This is a genomic window from Methyloversatilis sp. NSM2 (genome assembly GCF_038066675.1).
In the GTDB taxonomy this organism is placed as follows: Bacteria; Pseudomonadota; Gammaproteobacteria; order Burkholderiales; family Rhodocyclaceae; genus Methyloversatilis; species Methyloversatilis discipulorum_A.
The window spans coordinates 165,432-190,457 of record NZ_JBBUKV010000013.1; the positions used below are offsets into that span (position 1 = coordinate 165,432).

A 25,026-nucleotide genomic window follows, 5' to 3' on the forward strand; every position below is an offset into this window, starting at 1 on the left:
CGGAGGAGAAGGAAGATGATCCAGAACGACTATTACAGCCAGGACATGCACGGCCCCTACGAGCTCATCAGCATCGGCGCGCTCGAGCTGGAAGAGGGCGGCACGATTCCCGACTGCCGGCTGGCCGTGGTCACGCACGGCACGCTGAACGCGCGCAAGGACAACGCCATCCTGGTGCCCACCTGGTACTCGGGCACCAGCAAGATCATCGAGCAGGTCTACATCGGCAAGGGCCACGCGCTCGACCCGGACAAGTATTTCATCGTCCAGATCAACCAGATCGGCAGTGGCCTGTCGAGCTCACCGCACAACAGCGACGGCGCCATCGCGATGGAGCGCTTTCCGCGCGTGCGTATCGGTGACGACGTGCGCGCGCAGCAGCGCCTGCTGGCGCAGGCCTTCGGCATCGAGAAGCTGGCGCTGGTGGTCGGCGGCTCGATGGGCGCGCAGCAGACTTGGGAGTGGGCGGTGCGCTTTCCCGACCGCGTGCTGCGCGCGGCGCCGATCGGCGGCACCGCGAAGAACAGCGAACACGACTACCTGTTCGCCGAAACGCTGATCGAAGCCATCGTCACCGACCCGAACTTCAAGGGCGGCCGCTACGCCGCCTCGTACGACGTGATCGACGGTCTGCGCCGTCACGCCAAGCTGTGGACGGTGATGGGCTGGAGCGTGGACTTCTTCCGCGAAGGGCGGCACCGCGTGCTCGGCTTCGACTCGGTCGCCGATTTCGTCGATCGCTTCATGGTCGGCTACTTCGGGCCGATGGACGCCAACGACCTGCTGTGCATGGCGTGGAAGTGGCAGCGTGGCGACGTCAGCCGCCATGCCGGCGGTGATCTCGCGGCCGCGCTCGCCCGCGTGCGCGCGAAGATGTACGTGATGCCGATCAGCCACGACATGTTCTTCCCGCCGGAGGACTGCCGCCGCGAACAGCGCCTGGTGGCCGGCAGCGAACTGCGCGTGCTGGACAGCATCGACGGTCACTTCGCATTGCTCGGCACCGACCCGGCGATGGTGGCGCAGGTGGACGGCCACCTGGCGGAACTGCTCGCCACGCCGGCCGGCTGAACAGGCGGCTGCTTCGCTGCGCTGCAACCTCGGCGCGCCGGACGCTCTGCTAAGCTGCCCCTGCCTGCCGGCGTGTGCCGGCAGGCGCGACCGGCGGCGCAGCGGACCGCGTCCGGCCTTCTCGTCGGGGGAGAACGACATGCCGAACATCATCACGCCGAAAGAACTGCCCCAGTGGGTGCCCGGCGAGGTGCTTTCGTCGAGCGACAACCTCGGCTGGAAGGGCATCGGTCATCGTTCCTACCGATACGCCGGCCTCGACGTACCGATTCCGCCGCTGGACCACTTCATGGTCGTGCGCTACGCCGCCGGCCAGACGCCGATGGACCGCTGTTTCGACCAGCGCTGGTCGCGTGCCGACTGCCGTCCCGGTGACGCTTCGCTGCTCACCATGTCGGAGGCCTCGCACTGGCACTGGACACAGCAGATCGACGTGTCGCACGTCTATCTGTCCAACAGCCTGATGTCGCGCGTGGCCGGCGAGGTGATGGACAGGCCGGTGGCCGAGGTGCGGCTGCACGATGTGTTGTGCACCCGCGACCCGACGCTGCTCGCCATCACCGACGCCATCACCCAGGAGGCGGTGCAGCCCGAAATGGGCGGTCCGCTCTATGCGGAGACGCTGGGCACCCAGCTGGCCGTGCACCTGCTGCGCAGGTACGCCCAGGTCACCTTCCGTCACGACCTGCCGGGCGGCCGTCTGTCGCCGGCGCAGATGCGCCGCGTGCTCGACCTGATAGACAGCCGCCTGCACGAAGCGTTGACGCTGGAGGACATGGCCGAGGCGGCCGGCCTCGGCGTGTGCACCTTCCACCGCCGCTTCCGCGAGACACAGGGGCGGGCACCGCATGCCTTCGTGATCGACCGTCGTGTCGAGCGCGCGCGCCAGCTGCTCGCCGCCGGTGATCTGGCGGTCAAGGAGGTGGCCGCCAGCTGCGGTTTTTCCGATCAGGCGCACATGACCCGCGTGCTGCGCGCGCGGCTCGGCACCACGCCGGCGAAGCTGCGCGCCGCGCGCGGCTAGGCCCCACCGCTCTACTGCAGCAGGCGCAGTGCGATCGCACCGGCGCCGACCACGACGATGGCGGCGAGGCGCAGCCGGCTGACCGTTTCCTTCAGAACGCCGGCGGCGATCAGCAGCGCGAACACCACCGATGTTTCGCGCAGCGCTGCCACCAGCGCGATTGGCGCGCGCGTCATCGCCCACAGCACCAGCGTGTAGGACGCCAGCGTGCCGGCGCCACCGATCAGTGCGCGTCGGCCGCTGCCGCGCAGCCGTGCCAGGTCGGGTCGACCACGCCGCAGGCAGAAGAGCAGGGCCAGCGTCAGCCCGGTCAGCAGCAGCATCCACGCGGTGTAGCCGAACGCCGTGCCGGACAGCCGCACGCCGCGTCCGTCGATCAGCGTGTAGCAGGCGATCACTGCACCGTTGGCCAGCGCCAGCGCGGCCGAGCCCAGGTGCAGGTGGCCGCGGCGCCGGGCGTCGCCCGCCAGCAGCAGGATGCCGCCGCCGATCAGCAGGATGCCGGTCCACGCACCCGGCGACAGCCGTTCGCCGAGCAGCTGGGTCGCCGCCAGCGCGGTCAGCAGCGGTGCCGAACCGCGCATCAGCGGATAGGCCAGGCCCAGTTCGCCGCCGCGGTAGGCGAGCGCCACCAGCGAGAAATAGACAACGTGGATCAGCACCGATGCGCCCAGCCAGGGCCAGCTGGCCGGCGCCGGCATGGCCAGCAGCGGCAGCAGACAGGCCGCCCACAGCGCGGCGCCGCCGACCATGAACACGGTGTCGGCGAAGGTGTCCTGCGAACTGCGCACCAGCGCGTTCCAGCCGGCGTGCAGCAGCGCGGCGAACAGCACGACCGCCATCACGTCCAAGGGCATGCCGTCGTCCTCCGCCGCGCGGGCGCTGGGTCAGTCGACCTGCTTCGGCGGCGCGGGCGGTGTTTCCTCGCGCACACCGCGTATCACCTTGATCAGGCAGAACAGGAAGCCGGCGACGCCGACCGCGGTCATGATCAGCGACTGCCACAGCGGCCAGCCGCCGGTCTGGCTTTCGTCGATCAGGTTGAGCAGGCTCAGCGTCACCCCGGACATGCCGACGATGGCGAAGCCGAGGGCGGCGAAGAAGAACAGTACGCGCATGAATGAGATCCAGTGAGAGGTGGCGCAGCGCCGACGGCGGGCAAGCCGCCGCGGGTGCCCGGCGGCCTGCATTGTGTCCGAAGCGGCGGCGACCTGTGAAGCCGCATCGCCGGCTTCGACCACGCGCGCGCTTGCGCGTGCCGCGAGCGCTCCGCGAGAATGCGGCAAATTCACTCGCGAACCGACACGATGAAACGCATCGTCATCCTCGGCACCGGCGGCACCATCGCCGGTCAGGCCCGGCAGGCCGGCGACAACGTCGGCTATACCGCCGCGCAGATCGCCGTCGGCGACCTGCTGGCGGCGATTCCGGCGCTGGCCGGCTTCGCGCTGGAAGCGGAACAGGTGGCGCAGGTCGACAGCAAGGACATGTCCTTCGCCATCTGGCGGGCGCTGGCCGCACGCACCGCGCATCACCTCGCACGCGACGAGGTGGCCGGCATCGTCATCACGCACGGCACCGACACGCTGGAGGAGACCGCCTACTTCCTGCATCGCGTGCTGGCACCGGCCAAGCCGGTGGTGCTGACCGCGGCGATGCGCCCGGCCAACGCGCTGGCACCGGACGGTCCGCAGAACCTGCTCGACGCGGTGCGGGTCGCCGCGCTGCCCGGCGCGCGTGGCGTGCTCGCCTGCATCGCTGGTGCGGTGCACGCCGGTTGCGATGTGCGCAAGGTGCACCCCTTCCGCATCGACGCCTTCGATTCCGGTGACGCCGGTGCGCTCGGCTATATCGAGGAGGGGCATCTGCGGCAGCTGCGCGACTGGCCCGCGGGCGAGGCGCTCGGCCTGGCCTGCACGCAGCGCGAGGACTGGCCGCGCGTCGACATCGTCGTCAGCGCGGCCGGTGTCGACGGCGCACTGGTCGACGCGCTGGTGGCGCTCGGCGCACGTGGCATCGTCGCCGCCTGCACCGGCAACGGCACACTGTCCGCTGCGCTCGAAAGTGCGTTGCTGCGTGCGCAGGCGGCGGGTGTTGCGGTGCTGCGCGCGACCCGCATCGGCCGCGGCAGCATCGTCGAAACGACCACGCAGGCGCTGCCGTCGGCTGGCGCTTTGACGCCGGTTCAGGCGCGCGTCGAACTGATGCTCAGCCTGCACTGACGCCGGGCATTCACAAAAAAGCACGAAGATTGCGGCGTGGGCGCGCTGCGACGGGGTCGCAAGCGCTTAAACTTCCGGGTCTGTGCACATCAAGAACAAGGTCGCCCGAGCGGCCGCCATAATCGAAGAACGCCTCCGATGCGACGTCGCGCATTGACCACGCTGCTGACCGTGGCTGCCCTGCTTGCCGGGCTGCTGCCGGTGGCGGCTGCGCTCTATTTTTCCTGGGCGTACACCCTGCGGGTGGAATCCCAGCACCTCGATGCGCTGGCGCAGCAGGCGCTGGCACGCGCCGAGCAGGTGTTCGACGACGCGCAGTCCGAACTGGGTGGCCTGCAGAGTTTCCCGCAGCCGGCGTGCTCGCCGGCCCATATCGAGCGGCTGCGGCAGATCGCCTACTGCACGCCCTTCGTGCGCGAGATCGCCTATGTCGAGAACGGCCAGATCGCCTGCAGCAGCATGGGCAGCGATGCGCATCGCGTGCTGCCGGCAGCCGACTGGTCGGACGGCAAGGGACGGCAGATCTGGTTCCGCGTCACGCACACGCTGGACGACGTCAGACCGTCGGTAGCCATCGGCCGCGGCAGCCACATCGCGCTGATCCACGCCAGCCACTTCCAGGCGCGCGCGGTCGGTGACACCCAGCTGGCGGTGCTCAGTACCACCGACTGGCTGCCGCTGGCCCACCTCGACCAGCCGCTGCTGCCGAGCATGATCGATACCGCGGTGACCGGTCGCGAGCGCATCCAGGGCGACCGTCTGTATGCGGTCGCGCAGTCGGCGCAGCTGCCCATCGTCGCCGTCGGCGCGCAGTCGCGCGCCCAACTGATGGCCGCATGGACCGAGCCCCTGGTGATGATGACGCTGCTCGGCGTGCTGGTGAGCACCTTGCTGATGTGGGCGGTGCGCCGCTTCGCGCGCCAGTACTTCTCGCCGGCCAGCGCGCTGCTGTCGGCGATCCGCCGCGGCGAACTGCGCGTGGCCTATCACCCGCAGATCCGTCTGTCCGATGGCCGCTGCGTCGGCGCCGAACTGCTGGTGCGCTGGCCCGACCAGAACGAACCGGTCATGAGCACCGACGATCTGGTGCATCTGGCCGAGCACTCCGGCTTCGAGCACGAAATAACCGCCCGCGTGCTGCGCACCGCGATTTCCGAAATCGGCGATCTGCTGCAACGCCGGCCGGAACTGACGGTGTCGCTGAACCTGGCTTCGCACGATCTGGAGCGCGGCGACCTGACCGAACTGCTGGCCGACGCGCTCGACGGCAACGGCATCCGCCGCAGCCAGATCGAACTCGAACTGACCGAGCGCAACCTGATCCAGGCTGGCTCGGCGGGCGAAGTGCTGGCGCGACTGCGCGAAGCGGGCCACAAGGTGCTGCTGGACGACTTCGGCACCGGCTATTCCAGCCTGTCCTATCTGCACGATCTGCCGGTCGACGCGCTGAAAATCGACCGCGCCTTCGTCGGCACCATCGGCGCTGACACGCCGCACGCGCCGCTGGTGCCGCACATCGCCGAGATCGCGCGCACGCGCGGCCTGCATATGGTGGCCGAGGGTGTCGAGACCGAGCAGCAGGCGGACTATCTGCGCGAGCAGGGCGTCGAGATCGCGCAGGGCTATCTGTACGCGCGCCCGATGGACGCTGGCGAATTCCGCCACTTCCTCGCCACGCGCGGCTGAACCCGGCGCGCGCCGCGCAGTCCATCGGCCGTGCTCACCCTCCATTCACTCCGCAAGACCCTGCCCGGTACGCCGCCGCGCCTGCTGCTCGACGCCGTCGACCTGACCGTCGCGCCGGGCGAATACGTCGCGGTGATCGGCGAATCGGGCGCGGGCAAGTCGACGCTGCTCAATCTGGTCGCCGGCCTCGACCGGCCGGATGCCGGCAGCGTCCATTTCGGTGCGCACGCGGTGTCCGCGCTGGACGACGACGCGGCCACGCTGTGGCGGCGTGTCGAGGTCGGTTTCGTGTTCCAGTCCTTCCACGTGTTGCCCTGGCTCAGCCTGGCTGACAACGTCGCGTTGCCGCTGGCGCTGGCTGGCGTGCCGGTGCGCGAACGGGCCGCCCGCGCCCGCGCGCAGCTCGACGCAGTGGGTCTGGGCGAGCGCGCCGGCGACAGCCCGACCCGACTGTCCGGCGGCGAACTGCAGCGGGTGGCCATCGCCCGCGCGCTGGTGCATCGCCCGCGCCTGCTGCTGGCCGACGAACCGACCGGCAACCTGGACGCCGACAACGCCGAGCGGATCGCTGCGCTGTTGCGCGACGCGGTGAAGTCGAGCAAGGCCTGCGGCCTGCTGGTGACGCATTCCACCGCGATGGCGGCCAGTGCCGACCGCGTGCTGCGGCTGGCGCGCGACGGCCGCCTGCACGATGCTTGAGCTGCTGTGGCGCTCGGCCCGGCGCGGCGCGAGCACGCTGGCGCTGCTCGCCATTGCACTCGGCGTGGCGCTCGGCGTCGCCGTGTCGGCCATCCACCGGGCGGCGCTCGACGAATTCGAATCCGGCCTGCGCAGCGTGTCCGGCAGCGCCGATGTCGAGGCGGTGGCCCCGCGCGGCATGGACGAAATGCTCTACCCGCGGCTGGCGGCGTTGCCCGATGTGGCGGCGGCGAGCCCGCTGGTCGAGCGCGAGATCGAGGTCGAACGCGCCGGCCGCACGCTGAAGCTGCGCGTGATCGGCATCGACGCCTTCCGCGCCGCCGCCGTGCAGCCGACATTGCTGCCACCGGCCGACGGCATCGGCCGCCTGATGCAGCCGGGCACGCTCTACCTGAGTCACGCGGCCGGTCGCGCACTCGGCCTGCAGCCTGACGACACGCTGACGCTGCGCGGTCACGCCTTCCGCGTCGCCGGCTGGTTGCCGGCGGCCGGCGAGGGCGCGGTGCTGGCGGTGACCGACATCGGCGACGCGCAGTGGCGGCTGGGCAGCGCCGGCCGCATCCACCGCATCGCGCTGCGCCTGCACGCGGGCGTGGTGCGCGCCGATGCGCTCGCGCGCATCGCCGCCGCACTGCCGGCCGACGTGACGCTGCAGACGCCGGCGCAGGCGCTGGAGCGCGCCGACCGGCTGTCGCGCGCCTATCGCGTCAACCTCGGCCTGCTGGCGCTGATCGCGCTGGCGGTCGGCAGCTTTCTGGTGGCGGCGACGCAGGCGGCGGCGATTGCCCGCCGCGTGGCGGAAATCGCCTTCCTGCGCGCGGCCGGACTGACGCGTGCTCAGCTGATGCGACTGCTGGTCGGCGAAGGCGCGCTGCTTGGCGCCGCCGGTGCCGCCATCGGCATCGCGCTGGGTCACGCGCTGGCGGCGCTGGCGCTGCACCTGATCGGCAGCGACCTGGGCGCCGGCCTGATTGCGGGCGCCGCGCCGCAACTGGGCTTCGATGTGTCGGCCAGCATCGGCTTCGGTTTGCTCGGCGTGGCGTCGGCAGCGGCCGGCGCCGCCTGGCCGGCGCGCGATGCACTGGCCATCACGCCGGCGCAGGCACTGCGCGGCGGGGTATTCACGCCGCCGTTACGCCTGCTGGGAAATCGCCGTCGGGCGGTCGGCCTGCTGGCGCTGCTCGGGCTCGGTGCCGTCGCCGCGGCACAGCCGGCGCTGGGCGGGCTGCCTCTGGGCGGCTATCTGGCAATCGGCTGCGTGCTGGCGAGCGCGGTGCTGGCGGTGCCACCGCTCGCGGCGGCGCTGGCGCGGACGCTGCCCGACGCCGCCAGCCTGCCGCTGACGCTGGCCGCCGCGCGGCTGCGCGCCGAACCGGGTTTCGCGTCGCGCAGCGCGGCCGGTGTGCTGGCGGCCAGTGCGCTCATCGTCGCGATGGCGGTCATGGTGTCGTCCTTCCGCGCGTCGGTCGATCGCTGGCTGGGCGACGTGCTGCCGGCCGAGCTGTATATCCGCGGCGACCGCGACCGGCCGTGGCCGGACGACGTCGAGCGGCGGCTGGCGGCGGTGCCCGGCGTCGTCCGCGTCGACGTGCTGCGTCACCAGTCGCTGCTGCTGCGCGCGGACCTGCCGCCGGTGGCGCTGATCGCGCGGGCGCTGCCGGACGACGCCGGACAGGTGCTGCCGCGCGTCGGATCGATGGCGCCACCGGGCGCCCTTCCACGCGTGTGGGCGTCGGAGGCGATGGCCGATCTGTACGGCTGGCGTGCCGGCAGCGAGGTCGAACTGCCGCTGGCCGGGCGCGCGCTGCGCGTGCAGGTGGCCGGGCTGTGGCGTGACTACGCGCGGCAGCACGGCGCGCTGGTGATCGACCTCGAACGCTACCGCGCGCTGACCGGCGACCGGCTGGCCGACGACTTCGGCCTCTGGCTGGCCGATGGCGCGGACCCGAGCGCGGTCGCCGCGGCACTGCGCGACGCCACTGGCGCCGGTGACGCGCTGGAGCTGACGTCGAGCGAGGACATCCGCCGGCTGTCGCTCGGCGTGTTCGACCGCACCTTCGCCGCCACCTACGCGCTGGAGGCAGCGTCGGCGCTGATCGGTCTGGCTGGCATCGCCGCCGCCTTCGCCGCGTCGGCCGCGGCGCGCGTGCGCGAATTCGGCCTGCTGCGCCACGTTGGCTTCACGCGCCGGCAGATCGCCGCGCAGCTTGCCGCCGAAGGCGTGCTGTCGACCGTGCCCGGCCTGCTGCTCGGTCTGCTTGCCGGCTTCGCGATGAGTGCGCTGCTGATCGAAGTGGTGAACCGGCAGTCCTTCCACTGGAGCATGGACTGGGTGGTGCCTTGGAGTCTGCTCGCCGGCATCGTGCTGGCCATGCTGGCGGCGGCCACCGTTGCCGCGCTGATCGGTGCCCGCCGCGCCCTCGCCATCGACGCCGTGCGCGCGGTGCGCATGGACGGGTGATGGCGACGCGCGATCAAGGCAGAGCGGTGCGCAGATCGGCCACCGGCTCGGCGCCGAAGCGCTCGGACAGCAGGTAGTCGACCAGGCGGCGCGCGCAGTCGGCCGGCGACAGCAGTGCGCCGTCGCGCTGCAATGCTTCGAAGCGGGCGCGGTTCGGGAAATCCGCCAGCGGGGTGGCGCGGATCTGCGCCTGCATCGCGGTGTCGATGACGCCCGGCGCCAGGCTGACGATGCGCGTGCCGGCCGGGGCGTCGAGCGCCGCGGCGCGGGCGTGCTGGTCGAGCGCGGCCTTGGTGGCGCAGTAGATGGACCAGCCGGCGTAGGGCGTGTGCGCGGCGCCACTCGAAATGTGCACGATGCGCCGTTCGCTCGCGTGCGCAGCGGCGGTGACCAGTGCATCGGTCAGCGCCAGCGGGGCGGCGACATTGAGCGCCACCGCCTGCGCGATGGCCGTCGCGCCCTGGCGCCCCGCCGGCGCCACCGGGCCCAGCGTGCCGGCGTTGTTGATCAGCAGCACGCGGTCGGCAGCGGCAACGAAGCGTGACAGCGCGTCGCCCGTCAGCCAGCGCGCCAGCGCGGCCGCGTCGGCGAGGTCGAGCGCGATCTGAGTGAAGCCGTCGTCGTCGGGCTGCGGCGACCGGCCGCGTGCGAGCCCGAGCACCGGAATGCCGCGTGCGCGCAGCGTGGCGGCAAGCGCCTCGCCCAGTCCGTGCGTGTGGCCGGTCAGTACTGCCTTCATCGTCTTTCCCTCGTCGTCTCATGCGCCGCAAAGCCGCGTCGGCACACTGTTTTGCTGTCGGCCGCATAGGGGCGGAGTAAGATCATCGACAGAACTGGCGCGGGCGTCCGACCGGTGCCTGCGCCCCGGACACAACACGGGAGACACCCAGTGAACCCACACCAGGGCGCGGCGACCACCCCGCAGAAGACCCTGCTTCTGGTCGATGACACGCCGGAAAATCTGACTGTACTCGGCGAAATCCTGATGCCTCACTACCGTGTCCGCGTCGCCAGTTCGGGGGCACGTGCGCTGGCGGCGGCGACCAGCGATCCGCGGCCGGATCTGGTGCTGCTCGACGTGATGATGCCGGAGATGGACGGTTACGAGGTGATCAGCCGTCTGCGCGCAGATCCGCGCACGCGCGAACTGCCTGTCATCTTCGTCACCGCGCTCGACAGCACCGAAGACGAAGCACACGGACTGGAGCTGGGCGCGGTCGACTACATCACCAAGCCGGTGCGTCCGGCCATCGTGCTGGCCCGCGTGCGCGGGCAACTCGAACTGAAAGAGGCGCGCGATCGCATGCGCGATCAGAACGCCTGGCTGGAAGCCGAGATCGCCCGCCGCATGCGGCAGAACCAGGTGGTGCAGGACGTGAGCATGCGCGCGCTCGCCAGCATCGCCGAGGCGCGCGACGACGAGACCGGCAATCACATCCTGCGCACCCAGGCCTATGTGAATGTGCTGGCCCGGGCGCTGGCGACGACGCCGCGCTACGCCGGCGAACTGACGCCGGCGCTGGTCGAAACCTATACGAAGGCGGCGCCGCTGCACGACATCGGCAAGGTGGCGATTCCCGATCACATCCTGCACAAGCCGGGCAAGCACACGCCCGACGAGTGGGAAATCATGAAGACCCACGCCCGGCAGGGATCGGACGCAATCTGGCGCGCCATCTGCGACCAGGAGGAGCGCGAGGCGCTGGATTTCCTCTACATCGCGATGGACATCGCGCATTACCACCACGAGAAGTGGGACGGCAGCGGCTACCCGGAAGGTCTGGCCGGCGAGGCCATTCCGCTGCCGGCGCGCCTGATGGCGCTGGCCGACGTGTTCGACGCGCTGATCAGCAAGCGCGCCTACAAGCCGGCCTTTCCGCTCGATCGGGCGACCGCCATCATCACCGAGGGGCGTGGCCGGCATTTCGATCCGGACGTCGTCGACGCCTACCTCGCACATCTCGACGAGTTCGCGGCCATCGCCGCGCGCTACGCCGACCTGGCCGAGCAGACCCCGAACGCACCCGCCTGAGTCGCGCCGATGATGACGTCCATACCGAGCCTTGCTGCCGCTCGCCTGATGCGGTCGGCCACCGCTGCCGTCTGTCTCCTCAGTTTCGCCACACCGGCTCTGGCGCAGCACGTGCCCGCCGACTCGCTGCCCGAACTGTGGCGCGATCACCGCGTGCTGCTGCCGGTACTCGGCTTCAGTCTGGCGCTGGTGTGCGCGCTGCTGCTGGCGCAGCGGCGGCACGACCGACGCCTGCGTCGCGCGCGCGAACTGGCCGATCGCCACGCGGTGGAACTGGAGCAGGAGCGCAGCCGTCTGCGCATGCTGCTGAACGCGATTCCCGATCCGGTGTGGCTGAAGGATGCCGACGGCACCTTTCGCTTCTGCAATCCGCGTTTCGAGCAGCTGCTCGGCGTGCCCGAAGCGCAGCTGATCGGACACACCGATTACGACTTCGTCGAGCGCGAACTGGCCGACTTCTTCCGCGCGCACGACCGTGCGGCGATCGATGCGGGGCGGCCGCTGATCAACGAGGAATGGCTTACCTTCCGCGTCGGTGGTCAGCAGGGCCTCTACCAGACCACGAAGACGGCGGTCACCGACAGCGCCGGGCAGCTGGTCGGCGTGCTCGGCCTGGCGCGCGAGGTCACCTCGATGCGCGAGATCGAGCAGGCGCTGGCCGAGCGGGTGAAGGAACAGCGATGCCTCTACGCGGTGTTCCGCGCCACCGAGGACCTGCGCCGGCCGCTGCCCGACATGCTGCGCGAGGTGGCGGGTCTGTTGCCTGGCGGCTTCATGCATGTGGGCGAGGCGGAGGCCGCTATCGAGCTCGACGGCGAGACGGTCGCCACGTCCGGCTTCGATCGCGCGGCGCAGTCCATCCATGCGCGGCTGCTGCTGCGTGGCGAAGTACGCGGACGGATATGCGTCGCTTACCGGACCGAAATGCCGGTGCGTGACGAGGGACCCTTCCTGCTCGAAGAGCGCATGCTGCTGGAGGCGCTGGCCGACCGCATCGCCAGCGTCATCGCCCGGCGCGAGGACGAAGCGCGCGCGGCGCAGCGTGAGGACATCTACCGCGCCATCGTCGCTCAGGCCTCCGATTCGATCACGCTGATCGATGCCGAAACGCTGTCCTTCGTCGAGTTCAACGACGCTGCATGCAACGGCCTGGGCTATACGCGGGAGGAGTTCGCGGCGCTGACGCTGGCCGACATCAATGCCGACCTTGACCCCGATGCGGTGCGCGCGAAGATGCGCGACGTGGTTGCGCGCGGCGGGGCGCAGTTCGACACGCGCCGCCGGCGCCGCGACGGCTCGGTTACCGATGTGCGGGTCAGCGTACAGCCGGTGAATGTGCAGGGACGGGTCTACGTGTCGGACATCTGGTGGGATGTGACCGAACGCTCCAAGGTGCAGGCCCAGCTCGACCGCGAGCGGCAGCGGCTGCAGGACATCATCGACGGCACCCACGCCGGCACCTGGGAATGGAATCTGCAGACTGGCGAAGCGGTGTTCAACGAGCGCTGGGCCGGCATGTTCGGCTATGCGCTGTCCGATCTGCAGCCCTTCAACGCAGACACCTGGGCGCGCTTCGTCCATCCGGACGACCTGCGACAGGCCAACGAAGCACTGGAACGGCATCTGGCCGGCGAAACCGACTATTACGAGTGCGACGTCCGGATGCGCCATCGCGCCGGCCACTGGGTGTGGATCGCCGACCGCGGGCGGGTGACGCAGCGCACGCCGGACGGGCGCCCGCTGGTGATCAGCGGCACCCACATCGACATCACCGAGCGCCGGCAGTCGGAAGAGCGTTTGCGCGAGAGCGAGGCGCGTTTCCGCAAGCTGTTCGAGGACACGCGCGAGGCGGTGGCGCTGATGGAGGACGGGCGCTTCATCGACGTCAATCGCGCCGCCCTCGATCTGCTGCGCATGCAGGACGCGGCGCAGCTGATCGGGCGCTCGCCGGTCGATGTCGCGCCCGCGGTGCAGGCGGATGGTGTCGCCTCGGCACCGGCCTTCGAGCAGATCATGGGCCGGCTGGGGGAAGGGGGATCGCACCAGTTCGAGTGGCTGATGCAGCGCGCCGACGGCGAAACACTGGCGACCGAGGTGCTGGCCACCGCGATCGAGCACGATGGGCGCGCGCTGCTGCACGTCGTGCTGCGCGACGTGACCGACCGCCGCGAGGCGGAGCGGCGTCTGCGCGAGAGCGAGGAGCGGCACCGCCTGCTGTCGGAGAACTCGAGCGACGTGATCTGGCTGTACGACCTGCGCGCCGAGCGCTTCGTCTACATCAGCCAGGCGATCGAGCGGCTGCGCGGCTACACGGTCGACGAGGTGCTCGGACAGAGCATGCAGGACACCATGACGCCGGACAGCTACCGCCGCGTCAGCGAGGCCTTCGCCGCGCGGCTGGCGGCTTTCAAGGCGGGCGACGAATCGATGCGCACGCAGACGATGGAAATCGCGCAGCCCTGCCGCGACGGGCGTGTCGTGATGACCGAGGTGATGACCACGCTGCGCACCGACGCCCACGGGCAGATCACCTTCCTGCAGGGCATCACCCGCGACATCACGGCCAAGCGGGCGGCCGAGGCCGAACTCGATGCGCACCGCCACCATCTGGAGGAGCTGGTGCGCAGCCGCACCGCCGAACTGGAACGCGCCCGCATCGACGCCGAGGCGGCGAGCCGCTCGAAGACGACCTTCCTCGCCAACATGAGCCACGAAATCCGCACGCCGATGAACGCCATCATCGGCTTCACCCACCTGCTGCGGCGCGAACTGAGCGCGCCGTCACAGCTGGACAAGCTGGAAAAGATCACCGCTTCCGCCAAGCACCTGCTCGGGCTCATCAACGACGTGCTCGACCTGTCGAAGATCGAGGCCGACCGCCTGCAACTGGAGGAAGTGCCGTTCAGCGTGCTGGCGACGCTGGACCGCGTGCGCAGCATGATGGCGGACCGCATCGCTTCCAGGCGGCTGCTGCTGAAGGAGGAAGTCGATCCGCGGCTGACCGGCCTGTCGCTGCTCGGCGATCCGATGCGCGTCGGTCAGATACTGATCAACTACCTGAGCAATGCGGTGAAGTTCACCGAGCGCGGCAGCATCACCTTGCGTGTGCAGGTGCTGGCCGAGCAGCCGACCTCGGTCATGCTGCGTTTCGAGGTCGAGGACACCGGCATCGGCATCGCGCCGCAGAAGCAGGCCCAGCTGTTCGAGGCCTTCGAACAGGCCGAGGCGGCGACGACGCGCAAGTACGGCGGCACCGGACTCGGTCTGGTGATCAGCCGTCGCCTGGCACGGCTGATGGGCGGCGACGTCGGCGTGAGCAGTGTGCCGGGCGAAGGCAGCACCTTCTGGTTCACCGTGCGCCTGCAGCGCGGCGACGCGGCGCTGCGGCCGGATTCGATCACCCGTCAGCGCCGCGTGCGCGTCGGCGCCCACGTGCTGCTGGTCGAGGACAATGCGATCAATCAGGAGGTGGCGCGCGAACTGCTCGAAGGCGCCGGACTGATGGTCGATGTCGCCGCCGACGGCGCGGAGGCGGTCGACAAGGTAGCCCGCTCGCATTACGACATCGTGCTGATGGACATGCAGATGCCGGTGATGGACGGCGTCGAGGCGACGCGCCGCATCCGTGCGACCGACGCCGGACGCATGCTGCCCATCCTCGCGATGACCGCCAACGCGTTCGAGGAGGACAGGCGTCGCTGCGAAGAGGTCGGCATGAACGGTCACCTGGTCAAGCCGGTCGATCCGGAGCGCATGTTCGCCGCGCTGGCGCAGTGGATTCCGGAGGGCGAACATGCCGACGCGTCGCCGCTGACGCCGACGGTGCCGGCCGTCATCGATCGCGAGGTCGGCGTGCGCGCGCTCGGTGGCGATGCCGCAGGCTACCGTCAGGTGCTGGACATGTTCCTGGCGAACCACAGTGGCGACGTCGATCGTCTGCGACAGGCGATCAAGGACGGCGACAGACTGCTCGCCGAACGCGTCGCGCACACGCTGAAGGGCGTGGCGGCGACCATCGGCGCGCACGCATTGCGCGACCGTGCGCTCGCGCTCGAACAGGCGCTGCATGCCGGCGCCGCGGTGCAGACCATCGCCGACGACATCGCGGCCTGCGCGGTGCAGATAGGCGCTGTGTGCGACGAGATCCGCGCCCTGCCGCGCACCGAGGCGGATGCCGCCAGCCTGCCGACCGCGCGCGTGCGCAGTCTGGTCAGCCAGCTCTGTCTGCTGCTCGAACACGACGACATGAAATCCGGCGCCATCTGGCGCGAACTCAAGCCGGCGCTGGTGGCGCAGTTCGGCGAGGCGGCAGTGCATCCGCTGACCCGCCTGATCGAGGCCTTCGAGTTTCCCGAGGCGCTGACCATCCTGCGCGCCTTCGTGTCGGCCCACCCGGAACTGCGCGACGACTGAGGCGCAGCGGCGCCGGCAACGACGGTCGTGCCGACGCGGTCCGGGCGGAAGTCAGGCGACGCCGGCGGCGTGCGCCTGGCGGTCGGCGTGGTAGCTGGAGCGCACCAGCGGGCCGCAGGCGGCGTGGCTGAAGCCCATCGCCGTCGCTTCGCGCTCGAACATCGCGAAGGTGTCCGGATGCACGTAGCGCAGCACCGGCAGGTGACCACCCGAGGGTTGCAGGTACTGGCCCAGCGTCAGCATCTGCACGTCGTGCGCGCGCATGTCGCGCATCACTTCGAGGATTTCGTCGTCGGTTTCGCCCAGCCCCAGCATCAGGCCGCTCTTGGTCGGCACTTCCGGGTGGCGGGCGCGGAACTGACGCAGCAGGTCGAGCGAATGCGCGTAGTCGGAGCCCGGGCGCGCCATCCTGTACAGCCGCGGCACGGTTTCCAGGTTGTGGTTCATCACGTCCGGCGGCGCCGCGTCGAGTATCGACAGCGCGATGTCGAGGCGGCCGCGGAAATCCGGCACCAGCACCTCGATCTGCGTGCGCGGCGAGTGCTCGCGCACCGCGCGTATGCAGTCGACGAAGTGCTGGGCGCCGCCGTCGCGCAGGTCGTCGCGGTCCACGCTGGTGATGACCACGTAGTTCAGCTTCAGCGCGGCGATGGTTTTCGCCAGCTTTTCCGGCTCGCCAGCGTCCAGCGGGTCGGGCCGGCCGTGGCCGACGTCGCAGAAGGGGCAGCGGCGCGTGCACTTGTCGCCCATGATCATGAAGGTGGCGGTGCCGCCGCCGAAGCACTCGCCGATGTTCGGACAGCTCGCTTCCTCGCACACCGTGTGCAGGCCGCTGTCGCGCAGGATCTGCTTGATCTCGCCGAAGCGGCTGTCGTGGCGAGCGGCGCGCACGCGTATCCAGTCCGGCTTGCGCAGGGTTTCGGCCTGCACCACCTTGATCGGGATGCGGGCGGTCTTCAGCGAACCCTTCTGTTTTTCGGTCGGGTCGTAGGCGGTGTCGCTCATGGCTGCTGTTTACCTATTCATAGAGGGCGCGCTGTAACGCGCCGGTCAGTTGCAGGCAGATCGCCTCCGGTGGGAGTGCGATGCCCAGATCGCGCGTCTGTGTGACGCGCAGCCCACTGTAACCGCAGGGGTTGATCGCGGTAAACGGTGTCAGGTCCATGTCCACGTTCAGCGAAACGCCGTGGTAGGTGCGGCCGTTGCGTATGCGCAGGCCCAGTGCGGAAATCTTCGCTTCGTCGTCGCCCGCGCCGACATAGACGCCGGGGGCGCCGGGGCGTCGCTGCGCGCCGACGCCGTGCGTCGCCAGCAGATCGATCACCGCCTGTTCGATGCGGTTCACCACTTCGCGCACGCCGAGGCCGGCGCGCTTGAGGTCGATCAGCGTGTAGATGACGACCTGGCCGGGGCCGTGATAGGTCACCTGGCCGCCGCGGTCGCTGTCGACCACCGGCACGCCGACGTCGCGCAGCAGGTGTTCGCGCTTGCCGGCCAGGCCCAGCGTGAATACCGGTGGGTGCTCGACCTGCCAGAACTCGTCCGGCGTGTCGGCACCGCGCGCCGCAGTGAAGGCCTGCATGTCCTGCCACACCGGCGTGTAGTCGGCCCGGCCGAGTGTGCGGACGAGGGCGGTCACAGGACGACTTTCACCATCGGATGGCCGCTCAGTTCGCTGTACAGCGCGTCGAGCTGATCCTTCGAGGTCGCGCGTATCGTCGCGGTCAGGCCGATGTAGCGGCCACCGGAGGACGGGCGCATGCCCAGCGTCGCCGGATCGAAGTCAGGCACGTGGCGCAGCACCACCTCGACCACCACCTGGGCGAAGTCGTCGTGGCGCTCGCCCATGATCTTGAGCGGGAAGTCGCACGGAAACTCGAGCAGGGTGTCCTTACGTGGATCGTCGGCCATGCGATTCGTCCTTGGCGTACATCATTTCAGTTTTCAAGTGCGGCACGCGCCGCCCGCCGGGCCGCCCCAAGGGATGGAGCGGGGATTTCGGCGAGCATCGCTCGCTGCCCGCGTAACCGGTCGGCTGTGCAAAGCCGACCGTGGGTGACGCAGCCCCCGTGGGGGCCTTTTCCTCAGAGACCCAGCCAGAGCCGGATCGTGTCCCAGATGCGGCGGAAGAAGCCGCCTTCGTCGATCGCCACCTTGGCCACCAGCGGATACTCGCCGGCCGGCTTGCCGTCGATCGCCACCTTCAGCGTACCGAGCTGCTGGCCGACGGCGATCGGCGCGATCACCGGCGTGGTGATGACGATCTCCCGCGTCACCTTGCCGGCCTGACCGCGCGGCACCGTCACGACCGCGTCGTCGGCCGCACCGACCTGCACGCTGGCGGCAGCGCCCTTGTAGACGGCAGGCGTGGCCAGCACTTCCTCGGCGCTGGCGAGGCGGGCGTTTTCCCAGGCGTTGAAGCCGTAGTTCAGCAGCGTGGCCGACGATTCGATGCGGCCCTTCTCGTTCGGCGCGCCGAGCAGTACCGACACGACGCGGCGGTCTTCGCGCTTGGCCGACGACACCAGGCACCAGCCGGCTGCATCGGTGTGGCCGGTCTTCATGCCGTCCACGCTGCGGTCCATCGTCAGCAGGCGGTTGCGGTTGCCCTGCTTGATACCGTTGTAGGTGTAGTCCAGCGTCGAGTACAGCGGGTAGTACTCGGGGAAATCGTGGATCAGCGCGCGCGCCAGAATGGCCAAGTCGCGTGCCGTCGTGTAATGACCGTCCTCGGTCAGGCCGGTCGAGTTGCGGAACTGTGTGCCCGACATGCCCAGACGCTTCGCCTCGGCATTCATCATCTGCGCGAAGGCGGCTTCCGAACCGGCAATCGCTTCTGCGAGCGCAACGCAGGCGTCATTGCCGGACTGGATGATCATGCCGCGGATCAGTTCGTCGACAGTGACCGGCTTGTCCGGCGCGATGAACATCTTGGAGCCGCCGGTCTTCCACGCGGCGACGCTGACCGGCACCGCCTGGTTGGGCTTCAACTGGCCGTTCTTCAGCGACTTGAAGGTCAGGTAGGCGGTCATCAGCTTGGTCAGCGACGCCGGTTCGACCTTGTCGTCCGGGCGCGACTGCGCCAGAACGGCGCCGGATTCGTGGTCGATCAGCAGCCAGGCCTTGGCGTCGGGCTGGGGTGGCGGGATCAGGTCGGCGGAAGCGGCGAACGGAAGTGCGGCGGACACGAGAAGCGCGGTGCAGCGCAACAGCTTGAGCATGAAAGTTACCGGTGGTCAGAACAGCGTGCGCAGTCTACCAAAGCAGGGCCGGCCACCGGCATGGAAGCTGCTTCGTGATGTTTCGTGTTGCACCGCGAGCTGAAACAGTGGTTTCATGAAAGGGAACTTAAATTCCGTGCCGCGCGTCCGAACGCCTCATGAGTTCCGCCAGAGCCTTCCTGCTGATCGGTTTACTGCTGTTTGCGCTGTCTGCCCTGTGGGCCGGGCAGCGTGCGCTCGCCGATGCACCGGAACAGTGCGTGAGCTGTGCGTCCTTCGAATTTCCCGACGCGACACCGACCGACGTCTACGGTGCGCTGATGCACCGTCTCGATCTGGCCGGCGATCCGCCGGACCCTTTTGTCGCCGAAGTGCCGCAGCGCGCGCGCAGCCAGGCACGTCCCGAACAGATCGCCTCCGCCCTCGTCCTGCAGGACCCAGAGCCCGACCGGGTTCCATTGCGCCCGCCCAGGCTGGGCTGAGGCGCGGCTGCCCGCCATCGCGGGCGCCGTCCATATCCGTTTCTTCACGACCTGCGCGGCATGCCGTGCGCGCAGGCGTGTTCGCCTGTTTCATCGTTCCCGTCAGGGCATCAGACTCATGAAAACAAAAGCCATCGCCCTTCTGGCCGCCCTCGGCCTGTGTGCGCACGCGGCAGGGGCCGCCGAGCGCTACACACTGGGCCAGCTGCAGACGCTGGCCCTGCAGTCCAACGCATCGCTCGGCGCCGCGCGCGCCGACGTCGATGTCAGCCGCGCCGACACCTTGACCGCCCGCGCCTATCCGAATCCGGAACTCGAGGTGATGGGCGGCGACCGCAATTCGCGTGGTCCCAATCTGGCGCCGGGTTCGCTCGGCTCGATCACGCTGTCGCAGCGCTTCGACTACCCGTCGCAGCGCGACGCCCGTCTGCGCGTGGCAGAAGCGGGCATCACGTCCGCCATGTCCGGCGCCCAGGCTTACGAGGTGGATCTGCTGACCCGCCTCAAGCAGAGCTTCTACGCGGTCATCCGCCATGAGCGCGAGCTGGTCGCCGCACGCGAGGACCTCGAACTGGCCAAGGCCATCCGCAACCGTGTCGAGGTGCGGGTCAATACTGGTGAAGCACCGCGCTACGAACTGATCCGCGCCGATACCGAGCTGCTGAGCGCGCAGAAGAACGCCGACGCGGCCGAACTGCGCATTGCGCAGTCCAAGGCGCGACTGCGCGGACTGGTCGGCGGCGTGCTGCCGCTCGACTACGAACTGCAGGGCGATCTGGTGAACGACGTCGAGCTGCCGCCGCTGGAAAAGCTGCGCGAGGACATGCTGACGCGCAATCCGGAGATCGCCCGCCTGCGCGCCGAGATCGAGCGCGCGAAGGAACAGATCGAACTGGAAAAGCTGCGCCGCATGCCGGAACTGTCGTTCAAGCTTGGCCGCGACCAGGATCCGGAGTATGAAGCCAACCGCATCGGCGTCGCCGTCAGCATTCCGCTGTTCGACCGTCGCCAGGGCCAGATCGCGCAGGCCAGCGCGATCGGCGAACGCAATCGCATGGCGCTCGAAGGGCGCATGTTCGAACTGCAGCAGCAGCTCGACGCCGCCTACCGGCAGTACGACCTGTCGCGCACCCAGGTGTCGGCACTGGAGAGCGGCATCGTGCGCCAGGCCGAAGCCGCTCTGAAGGTGGCCGAGGCGGCGTACAAGTTCGGCGAGCGCGGCATCCTCGAAGTGCTGGATGCGCAGCGCACCTTCCGCGCCGTCCGCAACGAGCTGATCAGCGCCCGCTACGAACTGATCAATGCCGTCGCCGAAATCGAACGCCTTGGCGCTCTGCGCTGAGCCGGCTCACGCACAACGAATTCATCCACATTCCGATCCGCTATGAAACTTATCCAACGCCCCCTGCTGTGCGCCGGACTGCTCGGCGTCTCCCTTCTGCTCGGTGCTTGCTCCGAAGAGTCCGATACCGCGGCACCGACGGCCGCTGCGGCGCCGGTCGACCCCAATCTGGTCCAGGCCGGTGACAACCTCGGCAACATCATCAAGCTCGGCACGGTCAGCCGTATGGAACTGTCGGACACGCTGCGCGTGGCCGGCCAGGTCGATTTCGACGAACAGCGGGTGACCCGCATCGGCGCCACGGTGACCGGCCGCGTGACCGAACTGACCGCGATGCTGGGCCAGCAGGTGAAGGTGGGCGACACGCTGGCGGTGCTCAACAGCACCGAGCTGGGCGCCGCCCAGCTTGCCTACATGAAGGCGCGTGCGCAGGCGCAGCTGAACGAACGCAATGTCGAGCGCGCGCAGCAGCTGTTCGCCGCCGACGTGATCGGCAGCGCCGAACTGCAGCGCCGCGAGAGCGAACTGTCGATTTCGCGTGCCGAAATGCGCGCCGCCGCGGACCAGCTGCGCGTGCTCGGCGTGTCGTCGAAGTCGCTGGAAAAGCTGACGTCGACCGGGGCCATCAATTCGGTGTCGCCGGTGGTGGCGACGATGGCCGGCACCGTGGTCGAACGCCTGGTCGCCCAGGGTCAGGTGGTGCAGCCGAGCGAGGTCATGTTCACGGTGGCCGACCTGTCGCGCGTCTGGGTCGAGGCCGAGGTGCCGGAACAGCAGGCCGCCGCGGTGCAGCCGGGCCAGACCATCCAGGTCGAAATCCCGGCGCTCGGCCAGCAGCTGACCGCCAAGCTCATCTTCATTGCCGACACCGTCAACCCGATGACGCGGACCATCATGGTACGCAGCGAGCTGGACAACAGCGACCGTTCGCTGAAGCCGGCGATGCTGGCGACGGTGCTGATCCAGGGGCGCCCGACCGCGCGTCTGGTCGTGCCTGACACCGCCATCGTGCGCGAGAACAACAAGGACTACCTGTTCGTCGAGGTCGGCCCGCAGCAGTTCAAGCTGACCGAAGTCGCGCTCGGCCCGGCCATCGGCACCATGCGGCCGGTGCTGGGTGGTGTGGCCGAAGGCACGAAGGTGGTGACCGAGGGCGCCTTTCATCTGAACAACGAGCGCAAGCGCAAGGAACTCGAATGAGAACCGCACGACTTCGCGCCAACGCTGAACGGATGAACTGGAGACGCCATGATTGAATCCCTCGTGCGCGGGGCGCTCAAACAGCGCCTCGTCATCGTCGTCGTCGCGCTGTGTCTGCTGGCCTTTGGCCTCGACGCGGCGCGCAAGCTGTCGGTGGATGCCTTCCCCGACGTGACCAACGTGCAGGTGCAGATCGCCACCGACGCCACCGGCCGTTCGCCGGAGGAGGTCGAGCGCTTCATCACCGTGCCGATCGAGATCGGCATGACCGGTCTGCCCGGCCTGACCGAAATGCGCTCGCTGAACAAGCCGGGCCTGTCGCTGATCACGCTGGTGTTCACCGACAAGACCGACGTCTATTTCGCGCGTCAGCTGGTGATGGAACGGCTGCTCGAAGTGCGTGACCGCATGCCTGCCGGCGTGGTGCCGGTGCTCGGTCCGGTGTCCACCGGTCTGGGCGAGGTCTATCAGTACACGCTGGTGCGCCCGGACGACGGCGACCGCGAACTGACGCAGGCCGAACTGACCGAGCGCCGCACCATCCAGGACTGGGTGGTGCGCCCGCTGCTGCGCTCGACGCGTGGCGTGGCAGAGATCAACTCGCAGGGCGGCTACCAGAAGCAGTACAAGGTGCTGGTGAATCCTGATCGCCTGCGCCACTACCAGATCACGGTCAAGGACGTGTACGAGGCGCTGGCGCGCAACAACGCCAATGCCGGTGGCGGCGTGCTGCCTCAGAACGCGGAGCAGTACCTGATCCGCGGCGTCGGTCTGGTGAAGGACCTGGACGACATCCGCCTCATCGTCGTCAAGGAGGTGGATGGCACGCCGGTCTATATCCGCGACGTGGCCGAGGTCGCCTTCGGCCACGCGGTGCGCGTCGGTGCGGTGGTCAAGAACGGCACGACCGAAGCGGTCGGCGGCGTCGTCATGATGATGGCCGGCGGCAACGCCAAGGCCGTGGTGTCGGACATCAAGAAGAAGGTGGCCGACATCAACGACAACAACATGCTGCCCGGCGGCCTGAAGATCGAGGCCTACTACGACCGCTCGGAACTGGTCGATGCGGCGCTGGCCACCGTGATCAAGGTGCTGATCGAAGGCGTCATCTTCGTCGTCATCGTGCTCTACCTCTTCCTCGGCGACCTGCGTTCGTCGGTCATCGTGATCGCCACGCTGGTGGTGACGCCGCTGGTCACCTTCATGGCGATGAACCAGCTGGGTCTGTCCGCCAACCTGATGTCGCTGGGCGGTCTGGCCATCGCCATCGGTCTGATGGTGGACGGCTCGGTGGTGGTGGTCGAGAACGCTTTCGAACGCCTCGGTCACGCGAAGGAGGAAGGCGAAAGCCGCATTCGCGTCATTCTTTCCGCGGTGATGGAGGTGGCGACACCGGTCATTTTCGGCATCGGCATCATCATTCTGGTGTTCCTGCCGCTGATGACGCTGCAGGGCATGGAAGGCAAGATGTTCGCGCCGCTGGCCTACACCATCGCCATCGCGCTGTTCGTGTCGCTGGTGCTGTCGCTGACGCTGACGCCGGTGCTGTCGAGCTATCTGCTCAAGGGTGGTGCCGAGCACGACACCTGGCTGATCCGCACGATGAAGAAGCCTTATGTGCCGATGCTCGAGTGGGCGGTCGCCAACAGCAAGAAGACGGTATCGCTGGCGGTGGCGGCCTTCATCGGCGCCATCCTGCTGCTGCCTTTCCTTGGCACCGCCTTCATTCCGGAAATGAAGGAAGGGTCGGTGGTGCCGGCGATGGACCGTGTGCCCAACATTTCGCTGCAGGAATCGCTGCGCATGGAGCGCGAGGCGATGCGTCTGGTGATGGAGGTGCCGGGCGTCAAGTCGGCGGTGTCCGGCGTCGGCCGCGGCGAGTCGCCGGCCGACCCGCAGTCGCAGAACGAATCCACGCCCATCGTGTCGCTGAAGCCGCGTGACGAGTGGCCGGAAGGCTGGACGCAGGAAACCATCCAGGAGCAGATCCGCGAGAAGCTGAAGGCGCTGCCTGGCGTGAACATCATCATGGCGCAGCCGATTTCCGACCGCGTCGACGAGATGGTGACCGGTGTGCGTGCCGACGTGGCGGTGAAGATCTTCGGCGACGACCTCGATCTGCTGAAATCCAAGGCAGACGAGATCGCCCGCGTTGCACGCGGCGTGCAGGGCGCGAGCGAGATCAAGATCGAACGGGTGACCGGTCAGCAGTACCTGACGGTCGAGATCGACCGGCCGACCATCGCCCGCTACGGCCTCAACGTGGGCGACGTGAACGACCTGATCGAAGCGGCCATCGGTGGCCGTCACGTGACCGACGTGTTCGAGGGCGAGCGGCGATTTGCCGCGGTGGTGCGTCTGCCGGAGCGCTTCCGCGACAACATCGAGGCGATCCGCAACATGCTGGTGCCGACGCCTGACGGTGCGCAGATCCCGCTGTCCAGCCTGGCCACCATCGACGTGCGCGACGGCCCGGCGCAGATTTCGCGCGAAACCGGCAAGCGCCGCATCGTCATCGGCATCAACGTGGCGAACCGCGACCTCGGTGGTTTCGTCGCCGAACTGCAGCAGAAGGTGAAGGCCCAGGTGCAGTTGCCGGAGGCCTACTACTTCGAGTGGGGCGGCCAGTTCCAGAACATGGAGCGCGCGCTCGGCCACCTGTCGGTCATCGTGCCGATCACCGTGGCGGCGATCTTCTTCCTGCTCTTCCTGCTGTTCGGGTCGCTGCGCTTCGCGACCCTCATCATCACCGTGCTGCCTTTCGCCTCGATCGGTGGCGTGATCGGCCTGTTCATCAGTGGCGAATACCTGTCGGTGCCGGCATCGGTGGGCTTCATCGCGCTGTGGGGCATTGCGACGCTGAACGGTGTGGTGCTGGTGTCCTACATCCGCGGTCTGCGCAACGAAGGCATGGAGCTGATGCAGGCGGTGGTGCAGGGCGCCAAGATGCGCTTCCGGCCGGTCATGATGACGGCCACCGTTGCGCTGCTCGGCCTGGTGCCCTTCCTGTTCGCCACCGGTCCCGGTTCCGAAGTCCAGCGTCCGCTGGCCATCGTGGTGATCGGCGGTCTGATCACCTGCACGCTGCTCACGCTGGTGGTGGTACCGGCGCTGTACACCTGGTTCGACGACAAGCCGTTTGAAGCTTGAGCGAACATCGAAGACGGAGATAC

19 protein-coding genes are annotated in these 25,026 nt (G+C 68.9%); 12 read left to right on the top strand and 7 right to left on the bottom strand.

The genetic code is table 11. The features are described 5' to 3' along the window. The first annotated feature begins 15 nt into the window (after positions 1 to 15). Both WJU27_RS17700 and WJU27_RS17705 read left to right on the top strand, forming a co-directional pair. Positions 16 to 1,071 carry an alpha/beta fold hydrolase gene (locus WJU27_RS17700; protein ID WP_341422942.1) on the top strand — a complete coding sequence of 352 codons (1,056 nt, stop codon included), beginning with the start codon at positions 16 to 18 and terminating at the stop codon, positions 1,069 to 1,071. Between the two features lie 139 nt (positions 1,072 to 1,210). Next, the gene (locus WJU27_RS17705; protein ID WP_341422943.1) at positions 1,211 to 2,095 is read left to right on the top strand and encodes an AraC family transcriptional regulator; all 885 of its coding nucleotides are present in this window, start codon (positions 1,211 to 1,213) and stop codon (positions 2,093 to 2,095) included. A gap of 11 nt (positions 2,096 to 2,106) precedes the next feature. On the opposite strand, the gene WJU27_RS17710 is transcribed toward WJU27_RS17705, so the two are convergent. Both WJU27_RS17710 and WJU27_RS17715 read right to left on the bottom strand, forming a co-directional pair. Then, positions 2,107 to 2,952, bottom strand: coding sequence for an EamA family transporter (locus WJU27_RS17710; protein ID WP_341422944.1), 846 nt, complete (start codon positions 2,950 to 2,952; stop codon positions 2,107 to 2,109). Between the two features lie 30 nt (positions 2,953 to 2,982). Continuing rightward, the gene (locus tag WJU27_RS17715; RefSeq protein ID WP_024300751.1) at positions 2,983 to 3,213 is read right to left on the bottom strand and encodes a hypothetical protein; all 231 of its coding nucleotides are present in this window, start codon (positions 3,211 to 3,213) and stop codon (positions 2,983 to 2,985) included. Between the two features lie 189 nt (positions 3,214 to 3,402). Between WJU27_RS17715 and WJU27_RS17720 the strand changes: the two genes are divergently transcribed. The 4 genes from WJU27_RS17720 (at position 3,403) to WJU27_RS17735 (ending at position 9,163) form a co-directional block, all read left to right on the top strand. Continuing rightward, on the top strand, positions 3,403 to 4,317 hold the full coding sequence (locus tag WJU27_RS17720) for an asparaginase (protein ID WP_341422946.1): 915 nt from the start codon (positions 3,403 to 3,405) through the stop codon (positions 4,315 to 4,317). A gap of 138 nt (positions 4,318 to 4,455) precedes the next feature. After that, a complete protein-coding gene (locus WJU27_RS17725; protein WP_341422947.1) occupies positions 4,456 to 6,003 on the top strand; it encodes an EAL domain-containing protein in 1,548 nt (515 codons plus the stop codon). A 30-nt stretch (positions 6,004 to 6,033) separates the two neighbouring features. Beyond that, the gene (locus tag WJU27_RS17730) at positions 6,034 to 6,702 is read left to right on the top strand and encodes an ABC transporter ATP-binding protein (protein ID WP_341422948.1); all 669 of its coding nucleotides are present in this window, start codon (positions 6,034 to 6,036) and stop codon (positions 6,700 to 6,702) included. Beyond that, a complete protein-coding gene (locus tag WJU27_RS17735) occupies positions 6,695 to 9,163 on the top strand; it encodes an ABC transporter permease (protein ID WP_341422949.1) in 2,469 nt (822 codons plus the stop codon). Before WJU27_RS17730 ends, WJU27_RS17735 begins: the two co-directional genes overlap by 8 nt. 13 nt (positions 9,164 to 9,176) lie before the next feature. Here WJU27_RS17735 and WJU27_RS17740 read toward each other — a convergent pair whose 3' ends face one another. Beyond that, positions 9,177 to 9,902 (bottom strand): SDR family oxidoreductase, encoded by a 726-nt coding sequence (locus WJU27_RS17740; protein ID WP_341422950.1) that lies wholly within the window; start codon positions 9,900 to 9,902, stop codon positions 9,177 to 9,179. Between the two features lie 150 nt (positions 9,903 to 10,052). Here WJU27_RS17740 and WJU27_RS17745 point away from each other — a divergent pair, with 150 nt between their 5' ends. Both WJU27_RS17745 and WJU27_RS17750 read left to right on the top strand, forming a co-directional pair. Further along, complete coding sequence (locus WJU27_RS17745) at positions 10,053 to 11,195, top strand: response regulator (protein ID WP_341422951.1); 1,143 nt, start codon at positions 10,053 to 10,055, stop codon at positions 11,193 to 11,195. Positions 11,196 to 11,204: 9 nt separating this feature from the next. Beyond that, positions 11,205 to 15,608: a PAS domain S-box protein gene (locus WJU27_RS17750; protein ID WP_341422952.1), complete on the top strand. Its 4,404-nt coding sequence runs from the start codon at positions 11,205 to 11,207 to the stop codon at positions 15,606 to 15,608. Between the two features lie 51 nt (positions 15,609 to 15,659). Here WJU27_RS17750 and lipA read toward each other — a convergent pair whose 3' ends face one another. The 4 genes from lipA to WJU27_RS17770 all read right to left on the bottom strand — a co-directional run bounded on the left by lipA (position 15,660) and on the right by WJU27_RS17770 (position 18,829). Continuing rightward, on the bottom strand, positions 15,660 to 16,613 hold the full coding sequence (lipA, locus tag WJU27_RS17755; RefSeq protein WP_020166237.1) for a lipoyl synthase: 954 nt from the start codon (positions 16,611 to 16,613) through the stop codon (positions 15,660 to 15,662). Between the two features lie 13 nt (positions 16,614 to 16,626). Next, entirely contained in the window at positions 16,627 to 17,247 is a 621-nt protein-coding gene (lipB, locus tag WJU27_RS17760; protein ID WP_020166236.1) for a lipoyl(octanoyl) transferase LipB, read from the bottom strand. Next, positions 17,244 to 17,519, bottom strand: coding sequence for a YbeD family protein (locus WJU27_RS17765; RefSeq protein ID WP_341422953.1), 276 nt, complete (start codon positions 17,517 to 17,519; stop codon positions 17,244 to 17,246). Before WJU27_RS17765 ends, lipB begins: the two co-directional genes overlap by 4 nt. A 173-nt stretch (positions 17,520 to 17,692) precedes the next feature. Continuing rightward, complete coding sequence (locus tag WJU27_RS17770; RefSeq protein WP_020166234.1) at positions 17,693 to 18,829, bottom strand: D-alanyl-D-alanine carboxypeptidase family protein; 1,137 nt, start codon at positions 18,827 to 18,829, stop codon at positions 17,693 to 17,695. 158 nt (positions 18,830 to 18,987) lie between these two features. On the opposite strand from WJU27_RS17770, the gene WJU27_RS17775 reads away from it, so the two are divergent. The 4 genes from WJU27_RS17775 to WJU27_RS17790 all read left to right on the top strand — a co-directional run bounded on the left by WJU27_RS17775 (position 18,988) and on the right by WJU27_RS17790 (position 25,003). Beyond that, positions 18,988 to 19,311: a hypothetical protein gene (locus WJU27_RS17775; RefSeq protein WP_029143882.1), complete on the top strand. Its 324-nt coding sequence runs from the start codon at positions 18,988 to 18,990 to the stop codon at positions 19,309 to 19,311. Between the two features lie 118 nt (positions 19,312 to 19,429). After that, positions 19,430 to 20,653 (top strand): TolC family protein, encoded by a 1,224-nt coding sequence (locus WJU27_RS17780; RefSeq protein ID WP_296813613.1) that lies wholly within the window; start codon positions 19,430 to 19,432, stop codon positions 20,651 to 20,653. A gap of 42 nt (positions 20,654 to 20,695) precedes the next feature. Continuing rightward, entirely contained in the window at positions 20,696 to 21,853 is a 1,158-nt protein-coding gene (locus tag WJU27_RS17785; protein ID WP_020166231.1) for an efflux RND transporter periplasmic adaptor subunit, read from the top strand. 48 nt (positions 21,854 to 21,901) lie between these two features. After that, on the top strand, positions 21,902 to 25,003 hold the full coding sequence (locus WJU27_RS17790) for an efflux RND transporter permease subunit (RefSeq protein ID WP_020166230.1): 3,102 nt from the start codon (positions 21,902 to 21,904) through the stop codon (positions 25,001 to 25,003). Positions 25,004 to 25,026: the final 23 nt, after the last annotated feature.

What these genes read in the sequence shown, in the direction of transcription:
- WJU27_RS17700 (WP_341422942.1), top strand. Translation starts at nt 16, where the DNA reads ATGATCCAGAACGACTATTACAGCCAGGACATGCACGGCCCCTACGAG.
- WJU27_RS17705 (WP_341422943.1), top strand. Translation starts at nt 1,211, where the DNA reads ATGCCGAACATCATCACGCCGAAAGAACTGCCCCAGTGGGTGCCCGGC.
- WJU27_RS17710 (WP_341422944.1), bottom strand. Translation starts at nt 2,952, where the DNA reads ATGCCCTTGGACGTGATGGCGGTCGTGCTGTTCGCCGCGCTGCTGCAC.
- WJU27_RS17715 (WP_024300751.1), bottom strand. Translation starts at nt 3,213, where the DNA reads ATGCGCGTACTGTTCTTCTTCGCCGCCCTCGGCTTCGCCATCGTCGGC.
- WJU27_RS17720 (WP_341422946.1), top strand. Translation starts at nt 3,403, where the DNA reads ATGAAACGCATCGTCATCCTCGGCACCGGCGGCACCATCGCCGGTCAG.
- WJU27_RS17725 (WP_341422947.1), top strand. Translation starts at nt 4,456, where the DNA reads ATGCGACGTCGCGCATTGACCACGCTGCTGACCGTGGCTGCCCTGCTT.
- WJU27_RS17735 (WP_341422949.1), top strand. Translation starts at nt 6,695, where the DNA reads ATGCTTGAGCTGCTGTGGCGCTCGGCCCGGCGCGGCGCGAGCACGCTG.
- WJU27_RS17740 (WP_341422950.1), bottom strand. Translation starts at nt 9,902, where the DNA reads ATGAAGGCAGTACTGACCGGCCACACGCACGGACTGGGCGAGGCGCTT.
- WJU27_RS17750 (WP_341422952.1), top strand. Translation starts at nt 11,205, where the DNA reads ATGATGACGTCCATACCGAGCCTTGCTGCCGCTCGCCTGATGCGGTCG.
- lipA (WP_020166237.1), bottom strand. Translation starts at nt 16,613, where the DNA reads ATGAGCGACACCGCCTACGACCCGACCGAAAAACAGAAGGGTTCGCTG.
- WJU27_RS17765 (WP_341422953.1), bottom strand. Translation starts at nt 17,519, where the DNA reads ATGGCCGACGATCCACGTAAGGACACCCTGCTCGAGTTTCCGTGCGAC.
- WJU27_RS17770 (WP_020166234.1), bottom strand. Translation starts at nt 18,829, where the DNA reads ATGCTCAAGCTGTTGCGCTGCACCGCGCTTCTCGTGTCCGCCGCACTT.
- WJU27_RS17775 (WP_029143882.1), top strand. Translation starts at nt 18,988, where the DNA reads ATGAGTTCCGCCAGAGCCTTCCTGCTGATCGGTTTACTGCTGTTTGCG.
- WJU27_RS17780 (WP_296813613.1), top strand. Translation starts at nt 19,430, where the DNA reads ATGAAAACAAAAGCCATCGCCCTTCTGGCCGCCCTCGGCCTGTGTGCG.
- WJU27_RS17785 (WP_020166231.1), top strand. Translation starts at nt 20,696, where the DNA reads ATGAAACTTATCCAACGCCCCCTGCTGTGCGCCGGACTGCTCGGCGTC.
- WJU27_RS17790 (WP_020166230.1), top strand. Translation starts at nt 21,902, where the DNA reads ATGATTGAATCCCTCGTGCGCGGGGCGCTCAAACAGCGCCTCGTCATC.